Genomic DNA, 22,538 nt, shown 5'->3' with positions numbered 1-22,538 from the left:
GCGTCATGCGTCACACTGTGCCACTTTCATGACAAAACGCAGGTCAAACCCACACCCACCGTCAACCGTGGTAGCGGCGGTGCAGCTCGTGGACCTCCTCCGTCAGCTCGGGCACCGGGCCCTCGACGACGACGTCCGGGGCGATCTCGTTGACCGGCAGCGGGCGGACAGGCGCGGCGGGCACGCCCAGCTCGCGCAGCCAGCCGTCGAGCTGGGCGGAGGAGGCGACGTAGACGATGCGGCCGAGACCGACCCAGGCGTGCGCGGCGGCGCACATCGGGCAGTGCTCGCCCGAGGTGTAGACGGTGGCCGCGGCCCGCTGCTCGGGCGTCAGGTGCTCGGCCGCCCAGCGGGCGAGAGCGAACTCCGGATGCCGGGTGCGGTCTCCGGTCGCCACCCGGTTGTGATCCTCGGCCAGCGCGGCGCCGTCGCCGGCGACCAGCACCGAGCCGAACGGCTCGTCGCCCAGTTCCAGGGCCCTGGTGGCCAGCTCGACGCAGCGGCGCAGGTGCGGCAGCTCGGATTGCTCGATCATGGATTCACCATCTCAGACGTCGTGCGACCGCCGCGCGAGCGGGAAACGGTCCGCCGGAAGTGCACGATCTTTCACGTTTGTGCACGTCACATACGGAAACCCCACCGTGGGGCCACAGAAAATCGGTTGATCCCACGTATTAGCCTAGAAGGGATGCCTCCCGATACGCACAAACCTCGCCGTCCCCTGCTCTCCTCCAACTCACTGTGGCGGATGAAGTCCTACCTCCGCCCCTACGTCACCAGATTGATCGTCATCTGGCTGACGGCGATCGCCGGAATCGCCACCGTCATCGCGTTCCCTCTCATCATCGAGAGAGTCATCGACGGGCCCGTGCAACACGGTGACCCAGACGGGCTGTTCCCCCTCGGGCTGCTCGCGATCGGCGTCGGCGCCCTGGAGGCGCTGCTGATCCTGTTCCGGCGCTACATGCAGGTCCGTCCGGTGCTCGGCCTGGAGACCGCGCTCCGCGACGATCTGTACGAGCACCTGCAGCGCCTGCCCATGGGCTTCCACGGAGACTGGCAGTCAGGGCAGCTGTTATCACGGGCGACCACCGACCTGTCGACGATCCGCCGCTTCCTCGGCTTCGGCATGCTCTTCCTGGTCATGAACGTGCTGCAGGTCGGCGCGGTCACCGTGCTGCTGCTGAACAAGTACTGGCCGCTCGGGCTGCTGGTGCTGGCCTCGGTCGTGCCGATCGTGTGGACCTCGCTGCGCTTCGAGAAGCGCTACATCAGGATCTCCCGCCAGGTCCAGGACGAGCAGGGCGACCTCGCCACGCTCGTCGAGGAGTCCGCGATCGGCATCCGCACGATCAAGGCGTTCGGCCGCCGCCACCACGTCTACGACCAGTACGACGACGCCGCGCTCAAGGTGTACGGCACGTCGATGGACAAGGTGCGCCTGTCGGCCAAGTTCTTCTCCTTCCTGGAGATCATCCCCAACATCACGCTGGCCCTGGTGGTGCTGCTCGGCGCGCTGGCGGTCGGCCAGGGCGCGCTGACGCTGGGCGCGCTGGTCGCCTTCACCACGCTGATGCTGCAGCTCGTCTGGCCCGTGGCCAGCCTGGGCTACCTGCTGGCCATGGCCCAGGAGGCGATGACCTCCGCCGACCGGCTCATGGAGGTCATGGACACCGTCCCGGCCATCGAGGGCGGCACCGGCACCATCGAGGAGCCGCGCGGCCACCTGCGCTTCGAGGGCGTCGGCTTCCGCTTCGCCGACTCCGAGAAGCCGGTGCTGCGTGACGTCTGGCTGGAGGTGCGGCCGGGTGAGACCGTGGCCATCGTGGGCGCGACCGGGGCGGGCAAGACCACCCTGACCGCGCTGGTGCCGCGCCTGCTCGACCCCACCTCGGGCCGGGTCACGATCGACGGCCACGACGTGCGCGACCTCGACCTGAAGACGCTGCGCTCGGTGGTGGCGACGGCGTTCGAGGAGCCCACGCTGTTCTCGATGAGCGTGCGCGAGAACCTCATGCTCGGCCGGCTCGACGCGACCGAGGAGGAGCTGGCGCAGGCCATCCAGACCGCGCAGGCCATGTTCGTCTACGACCTGCCGTGGGGCCTCGACACCCGGATCGGCGAGCAGGGGCTGTCGCTGTCCGGCGGCCAGCGGCAGCGGCTCGCCCTGGCCAGGGCGGTGCTGAGCAAGCCGCGCGTCCTCGTGCTGGACGACACGCTGTCGGCGCTCGACGCCGAGACCGAGGCCCTGGTGGAGGAGGCGCTGCGGCACGTGCTGCGCGAGGCGACCGGCATCGTGGTCGCCCACCGCGCCTCCACCGTGCTGCTGGCCGACAAGGTCGCGCTGCTGCGTGACGGCACGATCACCCACGTCGGGCAGCACCGCGAGCTGCTGGCCCGGGTGCCCGAATACCGGGAGCTGCTGGCCCAGGACGCCGACTTCGACGACGCCTCGGAAGGAGCACTGCGATGACCACGACAGCTCCGGAGAAGGGCGGCGACTGGCGCGGCGTCGCCTCCGAGGATCAGGACGAGCTGCCGCAGAAGGTGTCCGTGCTGCTGCGGTCGCGGTCGCGGCGGCTGCTCGGCGACCTGCTGCGGCCGTACCGGAAGAAGATCGCGCTGCTCGTCCTGATCATCGTGACCTCCAACGCGGCCGGGCTGTCGATCCCGTTCCTGGTCTCGGTGGGGATCGACGAGGGCATCCCGCCGATCGTGTCCGGCTCGGGCACGACGGTCCTGGTGACGGTGGTCGGGGTGATCCTGGCCGCCGCGATCATCCAGGCGTTCACCCGGCAGGCGTTCCTCGGGCTGATGGGCTCGATCGGCCAGAACATCCTGCTGGAGCTGCGCCGCAGGGTGTTCGACCACTTCCAGCGGCTGTCGCTGAGCTTCCACGAGGGCTACACCTCCGGCCGGGTCATCTCCCGGCTGACCTCCGACATCGAGGCCATCGCCGAGCTGGTGCAGTCGGGGTTCGACGCGCTGGTCAAGGCGGTGCTGACGCTGGTCGGCACGGCGGTGCTGCTGCTCATCCTGGACGTGCACCTGGGCCTGGTGGCGCTGGTCCCGCTGCCGCTGCTGCTGCTGTTCACCAAGTGGTTCCAGCGGCAGTCGGCCATCGTCTACCGGCGCACCCGCGAGGCGGTCGCCCTGGTGATCGTGCACTTCGTGGAGTCGATGATCGGCATCCGCGCTGTGCAGGCGTTCCGCAGGGAGCCGCGCAACCAGGAGATCTTCAAGCAGCTCAACGACGACTACCGGGCCGCGAACGCGCGCAGCATGTACCTCGGCGCGACGTTCATGACCGGCGTCAGGCTGATCGGCAACATGACGATCGGCGCCGTGCTGCTCTACGGCGGCTACCTGGCCCTGCGCGGCGAGGTCAACATCGGCGTGCTGGCCGCGTTCCTGCTGTACCTGCGCCAGTTCTACGAGCCGATGCAGGAGATCAGCCAGTTCTACAACACGCTGCAGTCGGCCGGCGCGGCGCTGGAGAAGCTCTCCGGCGTGCTGGAGGAGGAGCCCTCGGTGCCCGAGCCGCGCGAGCCGGCGTCGCTGCCGCAGGGCAGGGCGCGCGGCAAGGTGCGCTTCGACGGCGTCGAGTTCGCCTATGTCAAGGAGATGCCGATCCTGCCCCGCCTCGACCTGACGATCCCGGCGGGTCAGAGCGTGGCGCTGGTCGGCGCGACGGGCGCGGGCAAGACCACGCTGGCCAAGCTGATCTCCCGCTTCTACGACCCGACCGAGGGCGCCGTGCTGCTCGACGGCGCCGATCTGCGCACGCTCGACGAGCCGACGCTGCGTCAGGCCGTGGTCATGGTGACGCAGGAGAACTTCCTGTTCAGCGGTACGGTCGCGGACAACATCAGGTTCGGCCGCCCTGACGCCACCGACCGCCAGATCTGCGAAGCGGCCAAGGCCATCGGCGCCCACGAGTTCATCTCGGGCCTGCCCGACGGCTACGACACCGAGGTGGGCAAGCGCGGCGGCCGCATGTCGGCCGGGCAGCGGCAGCTCGTCGCGTTCGCCAGGGCGTTCCTGGCCGATCCGGCCGTGCTGATCCTCGACGAGGCGACCTCCAGCCTCGACGTGCCGAGCGAGCGGCTGGTGCAGCGGGCGCTGCGGACGATCTTGGCCGACCGGACGGCGCTGATCATCGCGCACCGGCTGTCGACCGTGGAGATCGCCGACCGGGTGCTGGTGATGGAGCACGGGCGGATCGTCGAGGACGGCCCGCCCGACCAGCTCATCGCCGCCTCGGGGCGCTTCGCCGGGCTGCACCGGGCGTGGCTGGAGAGCCTGAGCTAGCGTCGCGGTGAGCGAGCGTGGCCCTATGATCGCGGTGGTCGGCCGGCAGGCGCGCCCGTCAGGATCGGGCACGCCTGCCGGCCGTCAGTACAGCGGTTTGCGCACCGGGGTGAGCAGCGGCGTCGCGTCGGGCGCGGGCGGCTCGGCCGGTGGGATCAGCTCCGGATGGCGCGACAGGTAGCCGTCCGGGAACATCGTGACGTCCTGGCACCCGCACTGCGGGCAGCTGACGCCCGCCGACGGCGGTGCGGCGGGAAGGCCGCGCCGCAGCCAGATCTCCCCCGTGTTTCCGTGGTCGTTCTCGAAGTGCCTGACGACGTAGTCCTCCTGCCAGACGTGCCAGCAGTGGCGGCACTCGAAAGGCACGCTTCTGTGTACTTCTTCCACGAGGTCACCCCCTGCTTCGAGTGTCCGTCCCCTTCCCGGCTTCCCGCAAGCGGCCTTACCGAACGCTGACGAGCGCGAGCGGCCGTACCGGACGCCGAGTCTCACCGGACGCCGACGACGAAGGCGACGGCGCCCGCCACCACGCTCAACGTGCCGAGCCAGGCGAAGACCGCGTCGAGTCCCGCGTCCAGCGGCCGTCCCGCGTGCAGCGCCGCCTGCACGCGGCGGAAACGCAGTCTCGTCCTGATCAGCAGTACGCCGCCGCAGAGCGCGGCCAGGGCGAAACCGGCGATCACGAACGCGGGCAGCGCGTTCCGCAGTGCCAGCCCGGTCGCCGCCAGGCCGCCGGTGGACAGGGCCGCGGCCGTGCGCACCCAGGCCAGCCGGGTGCGCTCGCTCTGCAGGCCCTCGTCCCAGATCTTCTCGGTGCCGGGCATCGGTCAGCCGGACACGACGATGAGGACCAGGGCGGCCACGGCCACGGCCGCGACGCCGTAGCCGAAGACGGCCGCGAGGGCGGGCGGAGGCAGCGGCGCCTGCTGCCGCAGGGCGCGCTGGATGTTACGCCAGCGGGGGTAGGCCATGCCGGCCGCCAACGCCGAGAGGGTGACCAGCACGACGGCCAGCGCCGTGCGGATCCACGGGACGAACACGTCGGAAGGCAGCGCCGCCATGGCCACCCCGCCCGCGCTGAGCGCCAGCGCCGTGCTCAGCCAGGTGAGGAAGGTGCGTTCGTTGGCCAAGGTGAAACGCGGGTCGGGTTCCATAGGAAAAACGGTAATTCGTCACCATTTCCCCTAGAGAAGGCGGGATTCTCCCGGACGGCTTCAGGCTCAGGTGCAGGCCTGGGTGATCTTCTCCACGTACGCGGCCCCGTCGGCGCTGACCTTCTGCACCGCGTCAACGGCGTCGTTGGCGTCCTTGACGGTGATGCCGGTCAGCGTGGCGGCCAGGTTGTCGGAGGCCTCCTTGATCGTGGTGTTGGCGGCCTTGTCGGCGACGTCGTTGAGCTTGGTAGCCGCGTCGTCGAGCGCCTTGTCCATGGCCTGCGGGTCGTTGGTCAGCTTGGCGATCTCGGCGCCCAGCTCGGCGACGATCTTGGGAGCCTCCAGGCAGGCCTGGGCCTTGTCGATGGTGCTGTTGACCTCGCTGCAACCGGCGGCGAGGACACACGAGGCGAAGAGGGCCAGGGGCACGAACCGGCTTCTGTAGTGAGGCATGATTCGACCCTACCCAAGGGTACGGCCACGTGCTGTGAACGATCGGCTCAGGATAGCGACCGTAGCCATCCGGTGAGCAGCCGGTTGACCTCGTCCGGGCGCTCCTGCTGCACCCAGTGGCCGCAGCCGTCGAGCAGGTGCGCGCCCGACAGGCCGGGCAGCGTCCTGGGCAGGGCCTCGATGGCGCCGCCCATCCACGACGTGGTGGGGTCGAGCTCTCCGCCGACGAACAGCGCCGGCTGCGCGATCGCCGCGCCGTCCCACGCGGCGAGGTCCTCCCAGTCGCGGTCCAGGTTGCGGTAGCGGTTGAGCGCCCCGGTCAGGCCCGTACGCTCGAACTCGCCCGCGTAGACGTCGAGGTCGGCCTCGGTGAGCCAGGCCGGCCTGACGCCCTCGGGGAAGCGGTCGCGCAGCCGCCCGCCGGGCCGGACGCGCCAGGCGCTGTCGCCCATCGTGTCGCCCGACAGGCTGGCGTAACAGCCGGCCAGCCAGCCGCGCACGTCGGGCTCGATCTCGGTCTCTGCTCGGCCGGGCGTCTGGAAGTAGCTGACGTAGAACTCCTCGTCGCCGCCCATCCTGGCGAACCCGTCGGTGGGGCGGCGGGGGCCGCGCGGCGCGTACGGGACGCTGAGCAGGCCGACCGCACGGAAGAGGTCGGGCCGCAGCAGGGCGGAGTTCGCGGCGATCGGCGAGCCCCAGTCGTGCCCGACGATCACGGCGGAGCGCTCGCCCAGCGCCCGGACGACGGCGGCGTTGTCGGCGACGCAGGCCAGCATGCGGTAGTCCGCGACGCGGGCCGGCTTCGACGAGCGGCCGTAGCCGCGCACGTCCACGGCCGCCGCCCGGAACCCGGCCGCGGCGAGCGCGGGGAGCTGGTGGCGCCAGGAGTACCACGACTCGGGGAAGCCGTGCACCAGCAGCACCAGCGGGCCGCTGCCCTGCTCGGCCACGTGGATCCGGCCTCCCGGCACCTCGACGAGCCGATGCGTGATCTCGGACATCTCCACCTCTCCCTGCCTCAGCGCGTTCACCAGCACTATGGCGGGCTCCCGGCGGCCCGCGCCAATCACGTTGCCGTTACGGCAAAGAAGTCCGCTGATCCGGGTTGACCTGCGGTCATTCCGGATCCGATATGAGTTCTTTCGCGATATCGCTATTAGACATCGGCCGAGGGCATCTGCTTTGCTCCTGCCCTCCGGATCCCGATCGACGAAAGCAAGGACTACGTATGCGCAACCTCCGCTGCCCCGCCCTGCGGGTGACCGCGCTGACGGTCTCCCTCCTGGCGGGCGCCGCCCTCGCCGCCGCCCCGGCCACGGCCGCGACGGCGCCCGCCGCGCAGGCGGCGCCGTCGGCTGAGGCCGCCCAGATCAAACAGGTCAGGCTGCCGGGTGAGGCTCAGGTCAAGAAGGAGCTGCGGGCGCTCGAAGCGTCGTTCGACGGCCGCATCGGCGCGTACGCCATCGACACCGCCAGCGGCAGGACCCTGGCCTACCGGTCGGGTGAGCGTTTCCCGCTGCTGTCCACGTTCAAGGCGATGGCCTGCGCGGCGGCGCTGCACCGGGCCCGCACCAGCGAGGCTGGCCTGATGGACAAGGTGGTCAAGTGGACCACCGCGGACCTCAAGCCCAACTCGCCGACCACGGAGAAGCACGTCAAGGACGGCCTGACGGTCGCCGAGCTGTGCCAGGCGGCGATCACCCTGAGCGACAACACCGCGGGCAACATGGTGCTCAAGCAGATCGGCGGGCCGGCCGGGCTGACGCGGTACTTCCGCACGCTCAAGGACCCGGTCTCCCGCCTCGACCGCTGGGAGACCGAGCTCAACGACTGGACGCCCAAGGACAGGCGCGACACCACCACGCCCGCCGCCATCGCCCGCGACCTGCGCGCGGTCACCGCCGGCGGCGCGCTGAACCCCAAGGACCGCGCGCGGCTCAACGGCTGGCTGATCGCGACCGAGACCGGCGGCGCCCGCATCCGCGCCGGCCTGCCGAAGACCTGGACGGTCGGCGACAAGACCGGCACGAACACCGAGATCGGCGCGGGCAACGACATCGCCGTCGTCTGGCCCGCCGGCCGGAAGGCCGCCCCGATCATCCTGGCCGTCTACACCAACCGCGAATCCGCCGGCGCCGTCACCAACGACGCGGCCATCGCGCGTGCCGCCACCATCCTGGCCCGCGGCCTCGGCAGGCTCTGATGGGACGACGGGGGACGAAGATCGCACGCCTGGCCGCGGCGGGGGCCGCGGCCGGCGTTCTGGTGGCGGCCATCGTGATCCCGGCCGTGGGGGGCGCCGGGGCCGGGTTCGTGGCGGCGGCCGAGGAGGTCAACCTCGCGCCGGCCGACCTGACCGAGCCGCCGCCGGCCGAGGTGACGATCGTGCGGGACGCGAAGGGCGGCGAGATCGCCCGGTTCTACGAGGAGTACCGGGAGGTCGTCGGCTTCGACGAGATCTCGCCGGTGATGAAGACGGCGATCGTGGCGATCGAGGACTTCCGCTTCTACCAGCACGGGGCGATCGACATCGAGGGCACGCTGCGCGCGCTCGCCACGAACCTGCGCTCCGGCGGGGTGAGCCAGGGTGGGTCCAGCATCACCCAGCAGTACGTCAAGCAGGTGCTGTTCAACGCGGCCACCACGGACGAGGATCGCCACGCGGCCCTGGAGGCGAGCTACGCGCGCAAGCTGAACGAGCTGCGGTACGCGATGGGCATCGAGGAGAAGTACACCAAGGACGAGATTCTTGCGAAATATCTGAACATCGCGTACTTCGGCGCGAGCGCGTACGGGGTGGAGGCGGCGGCCAAGCGCTTCTTCGGCACGCACGCGGCCGACCTGACCCTGCCGCAGGCGGCGACGCTGGCCGGCGCCGTCCAGGACCCGAACGCCACGGACCCCAATCTGGGCCGGGCGCAGCGCGACCGCCTGCTCAAGCGGCGCAACGTCGTCCTGGACCGGATGGCCGAGCTGGGCGAGATCACCGCGGATCAGGCGGCCGAGGCCAAGGCGGCCAAGCTCGGGTACAAGGGCACTCGCCTGCCCGGCGGCTGCGAGTCCAGCAAATATCCGTATTTTTGTCTTTATGTCCGCCAGGAGATTCTCAGCAATCCCGACTTCGGCCCCACCGCCGAAACCCGGCTGGCCAGGCTCAACCGCGGCGGCCTGACGATCACAACCACCCTCGACCCCGGCATGCAGGCGGCCGCGGAGCAGGCCGTCGCCCGGTATGTGCACCCCTCCGACGCGCCCGTCGCGGCCCAGGCCCTGGTCCAGCCCGGTACGGGGGCGATCAGGGCGATGGCGGCCAGCCGGCGGTACGGGACGAAGGCGGCCAGGAACGAGATCTCGTACAACGTGGTCGCCGACGCCGCGCACGGGGGCGGCATCGGGTTCCAGCCCGGCTCGACCATGAAGACGTTCACCCTGATCACCGCGCTGAAGCAGGGCATGAAGCTGGACGACGGGCTGGCCGCCGGAGCGGGTTACCGGGCGCCGTCGTACGCGACGTTCAAGAACTGCGCCGGCCAGAGCATCGGCGACCCCGGCCACACCGTCACCAACGACGAGGGCTCCCCCGGCTGGAAGACGCTGCGCAGCGGCACCTGGAACTCGGTGAACACGTTCTTCATGGAGCTGGAGGAGCGGGTCGGGCTCTGCGAGACGGTCAGGACGGCCAAGTCCCTGGGCGTGCGGCGGGCCGACGGGAAGAAGCTGCAGGAGTACGAGACGTTCACGCTCGGCATCAACGAGAGCGACCCGGTCACCATCGCGACCGCGTACGCGGCCATCGCGGCGCGCGGCGAGTACTGCGCGCCCATGGCCGTCACCCGGATCACCGGCCGCGACGGCGAGAGCACCCGCTACCGGCCCAGGTGCCGCCAGGCCCTCGACCCGGCCGTCGCGGACGCCACCGCCGAGGTCCTGTCGGGCGTGTTCACCAAGGGCACCATGCGCGGGGTCGGCGGTCTGGGCCGGGACGCGGCCGGCAAGACGGGCACCACGGACGACTACGCCTCGGCCTGGTTCGCCGGCTTCACCCCCGACCTGGCCGGCGCGGTGAGCCTCGGCGACCCCCGGGGCTCGCAGCGGTACAAGCTGACCGGGGTGACGATCGGCGGGCGGTACTACGGGTCGGTGCAGGGGGCGAGCATCCCCGGCCCGATCTGGCGGGACACGATGCTGTCGGCGCTGCGCGGGGTGCCTCCCACGGCGTTCACCCCGGTCGACCAGGCCCGCTTCGGGGGCTGCGCCGAGAGCTGCCGCCCGGAGAAGCAGGACCCGGAACCGACCCCTCTGGGAACCGCCGAGCCCGAGACGCCCACCACGGGGGCCCCCGTCACGGAGACGACCGCCCCGGCGGCGGAAACCCCGGACGTGACCCTCGACCCCGGCGACATCCTCAACTGATGACCCGCCGGCCTCGCGTCGGGGCGGGACGATCACGGGGTGAGCGGGGGTCGGCCGGGGGCGCGTATCGTACAGCGTGACCTGCATCCTGCTCGTCGAGGACGACGACGTCATCCGCAAGACCGTCTCCATGGCACTCGGACGCTACGGTTACCAGCTCGACACCGCCGCCGACGGGCTGAGCGGGCTGGAGGCGTTTCGCGGCGGCGGGCACGATCTGCTCGTGCTCGACGTGATGCTTCCCGAGCTGGACGGCATCAGCCTGTGCCGCCGGGTCAGGGAGTCCAGCCAGGTGCCGATCCTGATGATGTCGGCGCGGGGCGACTCGCTGGACGTGGTGTCCGGGCTGGAGGCGGGGGCCGACGACTATGTGGTCAAACCGGTCGACATCCCGGTGCTGGTGGCCCGGATCAGGTCGGTGCTGCGCCGCGCCGCCGCCCCGGCGGAACCATCCGGCGGGCCGTCGTCCAGCGAGGCATCGTCCGGTGTGCTGAGGTTCGGCGAGCTGAGCGTGGATCCGGCCGCGCTGGAGGTGCGGCTCAGCGGGCAGCTGGTCGAGCTGGCCCCGACCGAGATGCGGCTGCTGCTGGAGTTCGCCGCGCATCCGGGCATCGTGCTGGAGCGGGCCACGCTGCTGCGCGAGGTGTGGGACTACGGCTGGGACGGTGACAGCCGCGTCGTCGACCTGTGCGTGCAGCGGCTGAGGAAGAAGATCGGCGCGGACCTGATCGAGACCGTGCGCGGGTTCGGCTACAAGCTGCGCAGGTCATGAGACGGCGAGCTGAGCGGGTCATGAAGCTGCGAGCGGAGCGGGTCGTGAGACCGGAGTCGTTGCCGGGGCCGGCGCGATGAAAGGTGGCGGGGTAGGTGCCAGGGTCGTTGCGGTGGAAGGTGGCGGCGCTGATCACGGTGGCCTGTTGCGCCGTCGCTGCCGTGGTCGGGGTGCTGGTGCACCGGATGACGTTGGAGCGCACGATGCGGCTGGGCGAGGACCGGGCGCTGACGGACGTGGCCACGGTCGCGGCGCAGTACCGGACGGGCGCCGCCCCCGAGCAGCCCGTCCCGTGGACCGACTGGATCCGGGATCCGGCCGAGCTGCCCGCGGCCTTGCGCGCGCGGCTGCCCGCCGAGCAGCCCACCGAGGATCCCACCGTGTCTTCCCCTGGGTCCTCCCCTGGGTCCTCCCCTGACTCTTCCACTGCGGCGCCCGCCGAGTCCTCCACCGGGTCTCCCACCCCATCACCCACCGGCTCGCCGGCCTGGACGCCCGACGGGTCAGCCGTCACCTGGTACGACGACCAGAAGCCGGACCAGCCGTGGATGTGGGCGGCACTGCGAGTGCACGGCGGTTTCGTGGCCACGTCCAAGATCGACATGAGCTCGGACCTCGCGGGCCTGCGCGCACTCGACCGCGCCATGGTGCTGGCCGCCCTGACCGCGCTCGCCGTGGTGGTGCCGCTCTCGGCGCTCCTCGCCGAACCGGCCAACCGGCGCCTCCGCCGGGTCGCCGTCACCGCCCGCCGGATCGCGGCCGGCGACCTGGACGCCCGCGTCGCCACAACGAAGCCGCTCGGGTCCGGCCGGCGGGACGGGGTCAGCGCGACGAAGCGCCCCGGCCGGGGGGACGAGATCGCTGACATCGCCGTCGCCGTGGACTCCATGGCGGCGAGCCTGCAGCACCGCCTGCTGGCCGAACAGCGCTTCACCGCCGACGTCGCGCACGACCTGCGCACCCCCATCATGGGCCTGGTCGCCGCCGCCGAGCTGCTGGACGAGGGCGAGGCGACCGACCTGGTACGCGACCGCGTACAGGTGCTGCGCTCCCTGGTCGAGGACCTGCTCGAAGTGTCCAGGCTGGACGCGGGCGCCGAGGTGGCCGAGCGAGTACGGGTGCCGCTGGCCGAGCTGGCGGCGCAGTCCGCGGAGCGGGTGGGCGTCGAGGCACGGGTGGTGACCTCGGCCGGCGGCGAGCCGGTCGCCGTGACCGATCCGCGCCGGCTGGACCGGATCGTGGCCAACCTCGTGCTGAACGCCCGCCGCCACGGGGAGCCCCCGGTGCTGATCACCGTACGGGACCACCTGGTCGAGATCCGCGACCACGGCCCGGGCTACCCGCAGGAGCTGCTGGCCGAGGGCCCGCGCCGGTTCCGCACCGGCGCTGCGGAACGCGGCCGGGGACACGGTCTCGGGCTCACCATCGCGCTGGGCCAGGCGGGCGTCATCGGCGCGGAGCTGACCCTGGCCAACGCCGAGGACGGCGGCGCGCTGGCCACCCTCCGTCTCCCCCGCCGGGATCCGGACGCCTCCTGATACAGGGTTGATACACGATCAAGCCGGTCCGGTGACACGGTCACGACGGGACGAACACATGGGCGGCGCAGCATGGCCGCCATGTCACGTTCATCCGCGTTGAAGCTGCCGGGCCGGCTGCTGGGCCTGCTGCCGGTTCTGACCGTCGTCCTGCTCGCGGTGAGCGGCCCGGCCGGCTGCGGGGCCGTGCCGCACGTCGCCGGCGCGACCGTCTCCGGCGTGTCCCTGCCGTGGCCGGGCGAGGGGCAGGCGGCGGTCGAGGTGGAGGGGCTGGGCAGCCTGGGCGTCAGCGGCGAGGCGGAGCCGGTGCCGATCGCCAGCGTGACGAAGGTCATGACCGCGTACGTGATCCTGCGCCGGCACCCGCTGAAGCCCGGCGAGGACGGCCCGCTGATCGAGGTGGACCGGACGGCCGCGGACGAGTCGTACTCGGGGCAGGAATCCACCGTGCCGCTCCTGGAAGGCCGGCGGATCCGGCTGCGCCGCCTGCTGGAGCTGATGCTGGTGCCGTCGGGCAACAACGTGGCCCGCCTGCTGGCCCGCTGGGACGCCGGTTCGGAGGAACGCTTCGTCGCGCGGATGAACGCCGCCGCCCGCCGCCTGGGCATGGCCGCCACCACGTACACGGGAGCCAGCGGGAACGAGGACAGCACCGTCAGCACCGCCGCCGACCAGCTCGTGCTGGCCGGGGCGGCGATGCGCGACCCGGTGTTCCGCGCGGTGGTGGCGCGGGGCGACACCGCCGTGCCGGGCGACGTCAGGAGGCTGCCCAACACGAACGCGCTGCTGAACCGGCACGGCGTCGTCGGCATCAAGACCGGCTCGGGCACGGCCGCGGGGGGCAACCTGATGTGGGCGTCCCGGGTGCGCGGCCGCCTGGTGCTGGGGGTGATCCTGGGCCAGGCGGCCGGAAGCGACCCGGTCACCGGCAAGACGGCCGCGCTGGAGGCGGGGGCCAGGATGAGCGCGGCGGTCGAGCGGTGGCTGCTCGAAACGACGACGGCCCAGGCCGGCCCCGCCTCAAGCGCGGGCGCGGCGGCGGCCCACCCGCCTCGCGGGTGAGCGCCACCACTCCCCAGGCACCGCCCGCCGCCCGGCAAGCGCCGCCCAGCGCCGCCGAGCGACTACAGCTTGGTGTAGCAGGGCCCGTCGAACGTGTACGCCTGCGCCGTAGGCCCCACGAAGAAGTCCTTGGCGATCGTCACCCCCGTCGTCGCCTTGTCGTCCACCTTGTTGATCAACGTCTGCCGGAACACGGACGCCCCGCTGGCGTCGGCGTAGTTCCCCGCCTCGGGCGGCAGCATGCCCTCGTAGTCAACGCTGGTGAGCGTCTTCACCGCGGCGAGCAGCCCCTTCCTGCTGATGTCGCCACTGGCGACCATCTTGTCCAGGGCGGCCTTCATCGGGTACGCCCACGCCCACCCCGAGGTGTAGCCGTCGTTCGGGGTCACGCCGGGCAGGGCATCGCGCATCGCCTTGTGGCCGGGGGTGTCGGCGTCCCAGGGCTTGCCGGGGGCCGACTGCTCGTACAGGGCCTTCAGCGCGGGCGCGGCCGGCGACTGGAGGAGCGCGGGGTTCCAGGTGGGGCCGGTGCCGATGAAGCGGCCCTTGTAGCCGGCCGCCGCCGTCTGGCCGACGATCGTGGCGGCGTCCGCCGGGCCGGTGGTCAGGATGACCAGGTCGGGCTTGTTCCTGGTGATCTCGGTGATGGCCCGGCCCTGCTCGGTCGCGCCGGACGGCGTCTCGACGCTGGTGAACGTCAGCTTGTTGCGCTCGGCGGCCACCTTGGCGCCGGCCGCGGCGTCCGCGCCGTAGTCGCCGGCCAGGTGCACGGCCATGACCGACTTCGGCTTGTACGTCTCCACCGCGTAGTCCACCGAGTTCATCGCCTCCACGCAGTAGTTGGAGCCGGTCTCGATGATGACGTCCTCGAACTCCCAGGCCGAGGTCCATGAGGCGGGGGCCGCGACGATGGAGTTCGCCTTGAGGTCGCCGATGATGGCGGCCGTGGTGGGTGAGCCGAGCGTCTGGGCCAGGCCCAGCACCTGGTCCTTGATCTCGTTGTAGACCTGCCGGTGCACCTCCGGGTTGTACTTGTTGTCCTTGACGTACCGGGTGACGTCCACCTCGTACCGGCCGCCGATGCCGCCCGCCTTGTTGACCCGGGCCCAGAACGCCTTCTGGGCGTCGGTGATCGGCACGGCCAGCGCGGCGAAGGGGCCGGAGGTGAGGTCGGAGACCGTGCCGAGGTAGATGCAGCCCTTCTTGGTGTCGACTGCGGACGGGCACGGTTCGGTGGTGACGCCCGGAGCCTGGGCGCCGCCCTTGCTGCCCTCGTCGTCCCCCCGGATGACGCCGCACGCGGACAGAAGGGCCACTATGGCGATACTCACCAGCACATAGCGACTCTTCATCAGGAATCCCTTCTGATCAGTATGAGAAAGGCCAGGACTTCCAGTAGTTGCGGACCCGGATCCACAGGCCGAACAGGCCCCGGGGTTCGAAGATGAGGAACAGCACGATCAGCAGCCCGTACAGGACGGTCTCGACCTGGAACACGTTCGGCGTCTGCGTGGTGTCGCCGCTGATGAACGGCACCAGCGCCGGCAGCGACCTGGTCACCGGCTGCAGCAGCGAGATGAACAGCGCGCCCGCGATGGCCCCCGACACCGTCGCCACCCCGCCGATCAGCACCATCGCGATGAACTGCACCGACAGCAGCAGGTTGAACGAGCCCGGCTCGACGTAGCCGGAGATCGTGTAGAGCAGGCCGCCCGCGCAGCCCGCGTAGAAGGAGGAGATGCCGAAGGCGAGCACCTTGTACCTGGTCAGCGGCACCCCGATCACCGCGGCCGCGATGTCGCGGTCGCGGATGGCGGCGAAGGCGCGGCCGACGCGGGAGCGGGCCAGGTTGCGCGCGGCCACGGCGAAGACGATCAGCAGCGCCAGCATGAGCGTGTAGAGGACCTGCTCCTTGGTGCCGAACGGCCCGTCCTGGTCGAGGCGGACGCCGAACAGCTCGGGGACCGCCGCCTCCCGGCCGACGCCGGGACCACCGGTCAACTCGTGCCACTCCTTGAAGACGTGCTCGCCGAGGAAGACCAGCCCGAGCGTGACGACGGCCAGGTAGAGCCCGCGCAGCCGGCCGGCCAGCGGCGCCACCAGCACCCCGGCCGCGGCGGCGACCAGGCCGGCGGCGGGCAGCCAGATCCAGACCTCCGCGATCCCGAAGCCGAGGTTCTCGCCGTCCACGGGGCCGGAGAGCGCGGCTGCGGTGTAGGCGCCGATGGCCACGAAGAACGCGTGCCCGAGCGAGACCTGGCCGGCGTACCCGGTGACGATGTTGAGCCCGATCGCGCCGATGGCCAGCACGTACGCCCCGGCCAGCACCTCCAGCGACCGGTCCTGCAGCAGCACCGACAGCCCGAACGCCAGCGCCACCAGCAGCAGCGTCCACAGCCGCTTGGCGGGGGTGTCGAGCAGGGCCATGTCCTGGGCGTAGGAGGTGTAGAGCAGCGGCCGGCCGCGCACCCTCCGAGACCGGCCGGTCGGTATGTCTGGGGCGGCGGACGCCGCCTCTTCCCGCGTCTCGGTCATACCCGTTCGACCTCCCGGGTCCCGAACAGCCCGTACGGTTTCACCAGCAGGACGATCAGCATCACCACGTATGGCGACACGATCGCGAAGTTCTGCCCCAGCCACGGCGCGAACTCCCCCTGGTACGACTGGAACAGCGACTCCACCACCCCCACGACCAGCCCGCCGGCCACCGCGCCGCCGAGCGAGTCGAGCCCGCCCACGATGATCGCCGGCAGCGCCTTCAGCGCGATCACCCAGGTCATCTGCTCGATCCCCTGGCCGGTGCCGACGAACATGCCGGCGATGGCGGCCAGGAATCCGGCCAGGCCCCACGACAGCGCGAAGACCGCACCCACGGAGACCCCCTGCGCGAGCGCGGTCTCCTGGTCGAAGGCGGCCGCCCGCATGGCCAGCCCGTAGCGGGTGTGGCGGAAGAAGGCGAACAGCAGCGTCACCAGCACGGCGGTGACCACCATCATGGCCAGCCAGCGCGACTGCACGACCAGCGGGCCGAGCGACACCTGGGTGAACCCCCACGGGTCGCCGACCTGGCGCACGTCCCTGCCGATGAAGCCGTTGACCACCACCCGCACGACCACGTCGATCCCGAGGGTGATGATGGCCACGACGAAGACCGGCCGGCCCACCATCGGCCTGATCGCCACCCGTTCGATGGCCAGCGCGACACCGGCGATGAGCAGCGCCGACAGCAGCACGGCCAGGTAGAAGCCGGTCACCTCGGCCAGGTAGCTGACGGCGACCGCGCCGGCCAGCATGAGGGCGGGCTGGGCGAAGCTGATCACCCGCGTGGCCTTGTAGATGATCACGAAGCCGAGCGCGAGCAGCGCGTAGACCGAGCCGTTGCCCAGGCCCCTGATCACCGTCTCCAGCAGGCCCTTCACCGGGCGTACATCCCTTCGACCAGGTCCTCGAAGAGCTTGGCCACGGCCGAGCGCTTGACCTTCTGGGTGGCGGTCAGCTCACCGTCCTCGTGGTCGAGCTCTTTCGGCAGGAACGCGAACCGCTTGATCTGCTCGACGTAGGCGAAACGGGCGTTGACCTCGGTCACGACGCCCTGGACGAGCTCGCGCACCTCCGGTTTCTCCGACAGGTCCCGATACGTCGTGTACGGCAGCCCGCGCCGCCGCGCCCACTCCCCCACCGTGTCCGCCTCGATCCCGATCAGCGCCACCAGGTACGGCCGCTGGTCCCCGACGACCACGGCCTCCTTCAGGTACGGCGACGCCTTCAGCGCGTTCTCGATCTCGCTCGGCGCGATGTTCTTGCCGCCGGCCGTGATGATGATGTCCTTCATCCGGTCGGTGATCCTGACGTGCGTGCCCTCGACCCATTCGCCCACGTCGCCGGTGTGCAGCCAGCCGTCCTCGTCCAGCACGTCGGCCGTGGCGCGCGGGTTGCGCCAGTAGCCGGCGAAGTTGCCCGGATGCCGGGTCATGATCTCGCCGGTGGCCTCGTCGATCTTCACCTCGGCGCCGGGGTGCGGCTCGCCGACCGTGCCCAGGCGGACCCGTCCTGGACGGTTGGCGGTGGCGATGGCGGTGTTCTCGCTCATGCCGTACACCTCGTGCATGGGCAGGCCGATCCCCATGTAGAACTTGAGCACGTCGGGCGCGATCGGCGCGGCGCCCGAGGCGGCGTAACGCACCCGCCGCATGCCGAGCCGCTCGCGCAGCGCGCGGTAGCAGAGCAGCCAGCCCGCCCCGTACGCGGCCCGCGTCCAGAACGTGTGCCTGCCGCCGGTGCGCACCAGCGCGTCGCCGATGCGGTCGGCCACCCGCAGCCAGAACCTGCTCAGCGCCCGCTTGACCGGCGAGGCCGACTCCAGCCTGATGTCCACCTGGGCCAGCACCTTCTCCCAGATGCGCGGCACCCCGAACAGGATCGTGGGCTGCACCTCGCGCAGGTTGGCCTGGACGGTGTCGATGGACTCGGCGAAGTTCACCTGCACGCCGGCCGCCGCGTTGAACCAGACCGTGAACGCCCGCTCGGCCACGTGGCACAGCGGCAGGTACGACAGGATGAGATCGCGCTCCGACGGCGGTGGCGAGGCGAAACCGCCGCCCTCGACCAGGACGCGCACGGCGAACTCGACGTTCGCGACGGTCAGCATCACGCCCTTGGGCGGCCCGGTGGTGCCGGAGGTGTAGATGAGCGTCATCACGTCCGACGGCCGCGCCTCGGTCATCCGGCGTTCGACGGCGCCGGGATGCGCGGCGCGGTGCCCGGCCCCGAGGGCGAGCAGCTCGGGCCAGGACATCAGGACGTCGTCGTCGTAGCGCCCGCGGATGCCGCGCGGCTCCAGGTAGACGATCCGCCGCAGCTCGGGGCACTCGTCGAGGACGGACAGCGCCTTGTCCACCTGCTCCTGGTCCTCGGCGATGAGGATCTTCGCGCCCGAGTCGGCCAGCAGGTAGGCGACCTCGGCGGACGGGTTGGTCGGGTAGAGGCCGACCGTGATGGCCCGCACGGCGACCGCGCCGAGATCGGCGTACAGCCATTCCGGGCGGTTCTCCGCGTGCACGGCCACCCGGTCGCCCGGCTCGACGCCGAGCGCGAGCAGCGCGTGCGCGACCAGCTCCACCTGCGTCCAGTACGCGCCCCAGGTGACCTCCTGCCAGATGCCGAGGTCCTTGTGCCGCATGGCGACGGCCCCGGGATCGCGCTCGGCACGCTCGCGTACCCTCGTGATGATGGTCGCCGTGGCCTGGGCCTCGGTCCGCACGCTCATGCCGTTCCTCCCAGGTACGCCTCGATGACCGCCGGGTCCCGCTGCACCTCCGCCGGGGCGCCGAGTGCGACCTGACGGCCGAAGTCGAGCACGAGCACCCGGTCGGCCAGGTCCATGACCAGCCCCATGTCGTGGTCCACGAGCACGACGGGGATGCCCAGCTCGTCGCGGATGTCCATGACGAACCTGGCCATGTCCTCGGTCTCCTCCAGGTTCATGCCGGCCACCGGCTCGTCCAGCAGGAGCAGCTTCGGCTCCATCGCCAGCGCGCGGCCCAGCTCCACCCGCTTCTGCACCCCGTACGGGAGCAGCCGGACGGGGTGGCGGCGCCACGGCTCCAGTTCGAGGAAGTCGATGATGTCCTCGACCCTGGCTCGGGCGGCCAGCTCGGCCCGGTGGGCGCGTCCGTACCAGAGCAGGGCCGACAGCGCGCCGTAGCGGAAGTGGTGGTGGCGGCCGAGCATCAGGTTGTCCAGGACCGTCAGGTTGTGGAACAGCTCCACGTTCTGGAACGTCCTGGCCATCCCCATGGCGGCGATCTCGTCCGGGCGGCGGGCCAGCAGGTCCTCGCCCAGGAACGTGACCCGGCCGCTCTGGGGCCGGTAGACGCCGGACAGCACGTTGAAGATCGAGGTCTTGCCGGCGCCGTTCGGCCCGATGACGGCCAGCAGCTCCGCCTGGCGCACCTCGAAGGAGACCCCGTCCACGGCCTTGACCCCGGCGAAGCTCAGGTGCACGTCCTCGAACGTCAGGAGAGCCATCGCTTCCTCCGCTTGTAGTGCTTGACCTCGCGGAAGGACCGGACGGCCCCCAGGTAGAACTCCTTGATGTCCTCGTCGGCGAGCAGTTCGCCGGCCGGCTTGTCCATGACGATCTTGCCGGTCTCCATGACGTAGCCGTGGGAGGCGATGGACAGGGCCATCGTGGCGTTCTGCTCGACCAGCAGGACCGTGGTGCCCTGGCGGTTGATCTCGACGATGAGGTCGCGGACCTGGCCGACCAGCGACGGCGCCAGGCCGAGACTGGGCTCGTCCAGCAGCAGGTACTTCGGGCCCGCCATGAGTGCGCGGCCGACGGCCAGCATCTGCTGCTCGCCGCCCGACAGGTAGCCCGAGACGCTTCTGCGCCGTTCGCGCAGCAGCGGGAAGAGGCCGTAGACGCGGTCCAGGTGGGACTCGCCCGCGGTGTGGCCGCCGACTTTGAGGTTCTCCTCGACGGTCAGCTCGGCCAGGATGCGGCGGCCCTCCATCACCTGGCTCACCCCGCGGCGGACGATCTGCGCCGGCCGCAGGTGGTGGATGGGCTCGCCCTCCAGCGTGACACCGCCCTTGGTGATCTCGCCGTCGTGCACGCCGAGCAGCCCTGACAGGGCTCGCAGCAAGGTGGTCTTGCCGGCGCCGTTCGCGCCGAGCAGGGCCACGATCGAGCCAGGGGGGACGCGGATGCTCACACCGCGCAGCACGAGCATCACGTCGTCGTAGACGACCTCGAGGTTGCGTACCTCAAGCACACGCGGCTCCTCGGGCTTGTGTGGCCTGTGTCACTCCCCCCGATGACCTCAATGTCCACGTTCGCCCGCCCAGCGACAAGGGCCCCGGCCGAAATTCGAACGCGACTCTCGGCCTAGGATTTCGAGTATGGCAATTTGTGAGCATCTTTCTCAGGCCGCCGACCCCGCCGCCAGGACGCCCGACGGGTGCGAGGAGTGCCTGGCCCACGGCGGCCGGTGGGTCCACCTGCGCCGGTGCCTGGAGTGCGGGCACATCGGGTGCTGCGACTCCTCGCCGGCCAAGCACGCCACGGCCCACTTCCACGAGAGCGGCCATCCGGTCGTGCAGTCCTACGAGCCCGGCGAGAACTGGCGGTGGTGCTTCGTCGACAGCCAGATGGGCTGACGCCCCCGGCCGGGGGTGGATTCTCCGGCCGCGCGTGTCAGCGTTCGAGGATGGCCTCCTCGAAGTCGAGCTGGGCCATCACTTCCCGCAGCACCTCGTCGTCGAGGCGGCGCTCGTCGCGCAGCCGGACGAAGACCTGGCGCTCGGCCTGCAGCATGTCGCGGCGCAGGCGGCGGTAGAGCGCGCTCGGCGTCTCCGCGCCGCCGGGCACGGTGCCGCCGCCGAGGCGCTCCCACGCCGACAGGGAGCGCCGCCACGACTTCTCCCTGAGCTGGTCGATGACCTGCTTCTGGATCTGGTCGGGCTCGCCCTCCTGCTCGCCGACCAGCCGGTCGAGCTCCGCGAGGCCCGCTTCGAGCGCCGCCTGCTGGGCCGCCGCCTCCGCCAGGCGGTCGTCGTACTGCTCCTTCTCACTCGACACGCGCAGCCGCCTGATCAGCGCGGGGAACGTGGTGCCCTGGATGAGCAGCGTGCCGATGACCGTGGTGAACGTGAGGAACAGCAGCAGCGCCCGGTCCCGGGCCGGCACCGTGGGCGGGATGGCGAAGGCCGCCGCCAGCGACACCACGCCGCGCATGCCCGCCCAGCCGAGTATCACCGTCTCCGCCGCCGTCGGCGACGTGCGGCCGAGGAGCTTGAGCAGGTAGGTGTGGCCGAACATCCAGGCGAACCTGGCCACGATCGCGACCGCCAGCACCGCCGCGGCGTAGCCCGCCACCTCCCAGGCCCGGTAACCGGTGATGCCCTTGACCACGGTCACGAGCTGCAGCCCGATCAGCGCGAACACGACCGCTTCGAGGAAGAAGTCGGTGACCTTCCACACGGCGTCGGACACCAGCCGGGTGCCGAACCCGCGCAGATGCATGCGATTGCCCAGGTAGAGGCCGACGATCACCACCGCGATCACGCCCGAGGCGTGCACGGACTCCGCCGCCAGGTAGGCGGCGAACGGGATCAGCAGCATGAGCGTGTTCTCCACCAGCGAGTCGCGCGTGCGCTGGAACAGCCACGCCAGCGCGAACGCCAGCACCAGCCCGATCACCACCCCGCCTGCGGCGGCGAACACGAACTCGCCCAGCCCCTCCCACACGCTGACCGCGCCGCCTAGCGCCGCCCCGATGGCCACCCGGTAGAGAGTGAGCGCGGTGGCGTCGTTGAACAGGCTCTCGCCGATGAGGATCGTCAGCGCCCGGCGCGGCAGCCCCAGCCGCCGGCCGACCGCGACGGCGGCCACCGCGTCGGGCGGGGCGATGATGGCGCCGAGCGCGAACGCCAGCGCCAGCGGCAGGTCCGGCAGCATCAGGTGGACCAGCAGCCCGACCACGGCCGTGGTGAACAGCACCAGCCCGACCGACAGCAGCCCCACCGACCGCCTGACGTCACGCAGGCGCAGGTAGGAGCTGTCGAGCGCGGCGGAGTAGAGCAGCGGCGGCAGGAACACGTAGAGCACCAGCTCGGGCTCCAGCGGCACCGCCGGCACCATGGGCGAGACCAGCAGCCCCGCGGCCACCAGCAGCAGCGGGGCCGGCCAGCCCCTGCGCCTGGCGACGGCCGCCACGGCGATGGCGCCGGCGGCCACCAGCAGCAGTTGCAGACCCATGGTCGATGTCAACGCCGCGCCCCTCCCACGCCCAGCCCGATGGGGTCGGGACCGCCCGCCGGAGCTGCGGCTCC

General features: G+C 71.2%; 21 protein-coding genes. 8 read left to right on the top strand and 13 right to left on the bottom strand.

Going from position 1 to position 22,538, the window contains the following annotated elements:
- Positions 1–61: 61 nt before the first annotated feature.
- Positions 62–535, bottom strand: a complete 474-nt coding sequence (locus tag ABFX54_RS33920; protein WP_346110680.1) for a nucleoside deaminase — start codon at positions 533–535, stop codon at positions 62–64.
- A gap of 213 nt (positions 536–748) precedes the next feature.
- On the opposite strand from ABFX54_RS33920, the gene ABFX54_RS33915 reads away from it, so the two are divergent.
- Together ABFX54_RS33915 and ABFX54_RS33910 are read left to right on the top strand one after the other, a co-directional pair.
- Positions 749–2,473 carry an ABC transporter ATP-binding protein gene (locus tag ABFX54_RS33915; RefSeq protein ID WP_346110679.1) on the top strand — a complete coding sequence of 575 codons (1,725 nt, stop codon included), beginning with the start codon at positions 749–751 and terminating at the stop codon, positions 2,471–2,473.
- Positions 2,470–4,311, top strand: a complete 1,842-nt coding sequence (locus ABFX54_RS33910) for an ABC transporter ATP-binding protein (protein WP_346110678.1) — start codon at positions 2,470–2,472, stop codon at positions 4,309–4,311. Before ABFX54_RS33915 ends, ABFX54_RS33910 begins: the two co-directional genes overlap by 4 nt.
- Positions 4,312–4,395: 84 nt before the next feature.
- Here the strand turns inward: ABFX54_RS33910 and ABFX54_RS33905 are convergent, their stop codons facing one another.
- From ABFX54_RS33905 to ABFX54_RS33885, 5 genes are all read right to left on the bottom strand, one after another.
- Entirely contained in the window at positions 4,396–4,677 is a 282-nt protein-coding gene (locus tag ABFX54_RS33905) for a hypothetical protein (protein ID WP_346110677.1), read from the bottom strand.
- Between the two features lie 122 nt (positions 4,678–4,799).
- Positions 4,800–5,135, bottom strand: coding sequence for a DUF202 domain-containing protein (locus ABFX54_RS33900; protein WP_346110676.1), 336 nt, complete (start codon positions 5,133–5,135; stop codon positions 4,800–4,802).
- A 3-nt stretch (positions 5,136–5,138) separates the two neighbouring features.
- The gene (locus tag ABFX54_RS33895) at positions 5,139–5,465 is read right to left on the bottom strand and encodes a YidH family protein (RefSeq protein WP_346110675.1); all 327 of its coding nucleotides are present in this window, start codon (positions 5,463–5,465) and stop codon (positions 5,139–5,141) included.
- Positions 5,466–5,531: 66 nt separating this feature from the next.
- Positions 5,532–5,918 carry a hypothetical protein gene (locus ABFX54_RS33890; protein ID WP_346110674.1) on the bottom strand — a complete coding sequence of 129 codons (387 nt, stop codon included), beginning with the start codon at positions 5,916–5,918 and terminating at the stop codon, positions 5,532–5,534.
- A 47-nt stretch (positions 5,919–5,965) separates the two neighbouring features.
- A complete protein-coding gene (locus ABFX54_RS33885) occupies positions 5,966–6,919 on the bottom strand; it encodes an alpha/beta fold hydrolase (protein WP_346110673.1) in 954 nt (317 codons plus the stop codon).
- A 227-nt stretch (positions 6,920–7,146) separates the two neighbouring features.
- Here ABFX54_RS33885 and bla point away from each other — a divergent pair, with 227 nt between their 5' ends.
- The 5 genes from bla (at position 7,147) to ABFX54_RS33860 (ending at position 13,703) form a co-directional block, all read left to right on the top strand.
- Positions 7,147–8,121 (top strand): class A beta-lactamase, encoded by a 975-nt coding sequence (gene bla, locus ABFX54_RS33880; RefSeq protein ID WP_346110672.1) that lies wholly within the window; start codon positions 7,147–7,149, stop codon positions 8,119–8,121.
- Complete coding sequence (locus tag ABFX54_RS33875) at positions 8,121–10,331, top strand: transglycosylase domain-containing protein (RefSeq protein WP_346110671.1); 2,211 nt, start codon at positions 8,121–8,123, stop codon at positions 10,329–10,331. Before bla ends, ABFX54_RS33875 begins: the two co-directional genes overlap by 1 nt.
- 76 nt (positions 10,332–10,407) lie before the next feature.
- The gene (gene cseB / locus ABFX54_RS33870) at positions 10,408–11,103 is read left to right on the top strand and encodes a two-component system response regulator CseB (RefSeq protein WP_346110668.1); all 696 of its coding nucleotides are present in this window, start codon (positions 10,408–10,410) and stop codon (positions 11,101–11,103) included.
- A 95-nt stretch (positions 11,104–11,198) separates the two neighbouring features.
- Entirely contained in the window at positions 11,199–12,641 is a 1,443-nt protein-coding gene (locus tag ABFX54_RS33865) for an ATP-binding protein (RefSeq protein ID WP_346110666.1), read from the top strand.
- A gap of 81 nt (positions 12,642–12,722) precedes the next feature.
- Positions 12,723–13,703 carry a D-alanyl-D-alanine carboxypeptidase family protein gene (locus ABFX54_RS33860; protein ID WP_346110665.1) on the top strand — a complete coding sequence of 327 codons (981 nt, stop codon included), beginning with the start codon at positions 12,723–12,725 and terminating at the stop codon, positions 13,701–13,703.
- Between the two features lie 62 nt (positions 13,704–13,765).
- Here the strand turns inward: ABFX54_RS33860 and ABFX54_RS33855 are convergent, their stop codons facing one another.
- Genes ABFX54_RS33855 through ABFX54_RS33830 form a run of 6 tightly spaced genes read right to left on the bottom strand, consistent with a single transcriptional unit; the run spans position 13,766 to position 20,479 of the window.
- Complete coding sequence (locus ABFX54_RS33855; RefSeq protein WP_346110664.1) at positions 13,766–15,055, bottom strand: ABC transporter substrate-binding protein; 1,290 nt, start codon at positions 15,053–15,055, stop codon at positions 13,766–13,768.
- Positions 15,056–15,071: 16 nt separating this feature from the next.
- Positions 15,072–16,238 carry a branched-chain amino acid ABC transporter permease gene (locus tag ABFX54_RS33850; RefSeq protein ID WP_346110663.1) on the bottom strand — a complete coding sequence of 389 codons (1,167 nt, stop codon included), beginning with the start codon at positions 16,236–16,238 and terminating at the stop codon, positions 15,072–15,074.
- Positions 16,235–17,122: a branched-chain amino acid ABC transporter permease gene (locus tag ABFX54_RS33845; protein ID WP_346110662.1), complete on the bottom strand. Its 888-nt coding sequence runs from the start codon at positions 17,120–17,122 to the stop codon at positions 16,235–16,237. Before ABFX54_RS33845 ends, ABFX54_RS33850 begins: the two co-directional genes overlap by 4 nt.
- Positions 17,119–18,969: an AMP-dependent synthetase/ligase gene (locus tag ABFX54_RS33840; protein ID WP_346110661.1), complete on the bottom strand. Its 1,851-nt coding sequence runs from the start codon at positions 18,967–18,969 to the stop codon at positions 17,119–17,121. The genes ABFX54_RS33845 and ABFX54_RS33840 overlap by 4 nt, the downstream gene beginning before the upstream one ends.
- Positions 18,966–19,730 (bottom strand): ABC transporter ATP-binding protein, encoded by a 765-nt coding sequence (locus ABFX54_RS33835; protein ID WP_346110660.1) that lies wholly within the window; start codon positions 19,728–19,730, stop codon positions 18,966–18,968. The genes ABFX54_RS33840 and ABFX54_RS33835 overlap by 4 nt, the downstream gene beginning before the upstream one ends.
- Complete coding sequence (locus ABFX54_RS33830; RefSeq protein ID WP_346110659.1) at positions 19,718–20,479, bottom strand: ABC transporter ATP-binding protein; 762 nt, start codon at positions 20,477–20,479, stop codon at positions 19,718–19,720. Before ABFX54_RS33830 ends, ABFX54_RS33835 begins: the two co-directional genes overlap by 13 nt.
- Before the next feature lie 127 nt (positions 20,480–20,606).
- On the opposite strand from ABFX54_RS33830, the gene ABFX54_RS33825 reads away from it, so the two are divergent.
- Positions 20,607–20,864, top strand: coding sequence for a UBP-type zinc finger domain-containing protein (locus ABFX54_RS33825; protein ID WP_346110658.1), 258 nt, complete (start codon positions 20,607–20,609; stop codon positions 20,862–20,864).
- A 37-nt stretch (positions 20,865–20,901) separates the two neighbouring features.
- Here ABFX54_RS33825 and ABFX54_RS33820 read toward each other — a convergent pair whose 3' ends face one another.
- Positions 20,902–22,476 (bottom strand): Na+/H+ antiporter, encoded by a 1,575-nt coding sequence (locus ABFX54_RS33820; RefSeq protein WP_346110657.1) that lies wholly within the window; start codon positions 22,474–22,476, stop codon positions 20,902–20,904.
- Positions 22,477–22,538: the final 62 nt, after the last annotated feature.

Source organism: Nonomuraea maheshkhaliensis, assembly GCF_039529435.1.
Taxonomy (GTDB): Bacteria; Actinomycetota; Actinomycetes; order Streptosporangiales; family Streptosporangiaceae; genus Nonomuraea; species Nonomuraea maheshkhaliensis.
The sequence above is the reverse complement of the archived record's forward strand: the minus strand, read 5'-3'. Positions and strand labels throughout refer to the sequence as shown.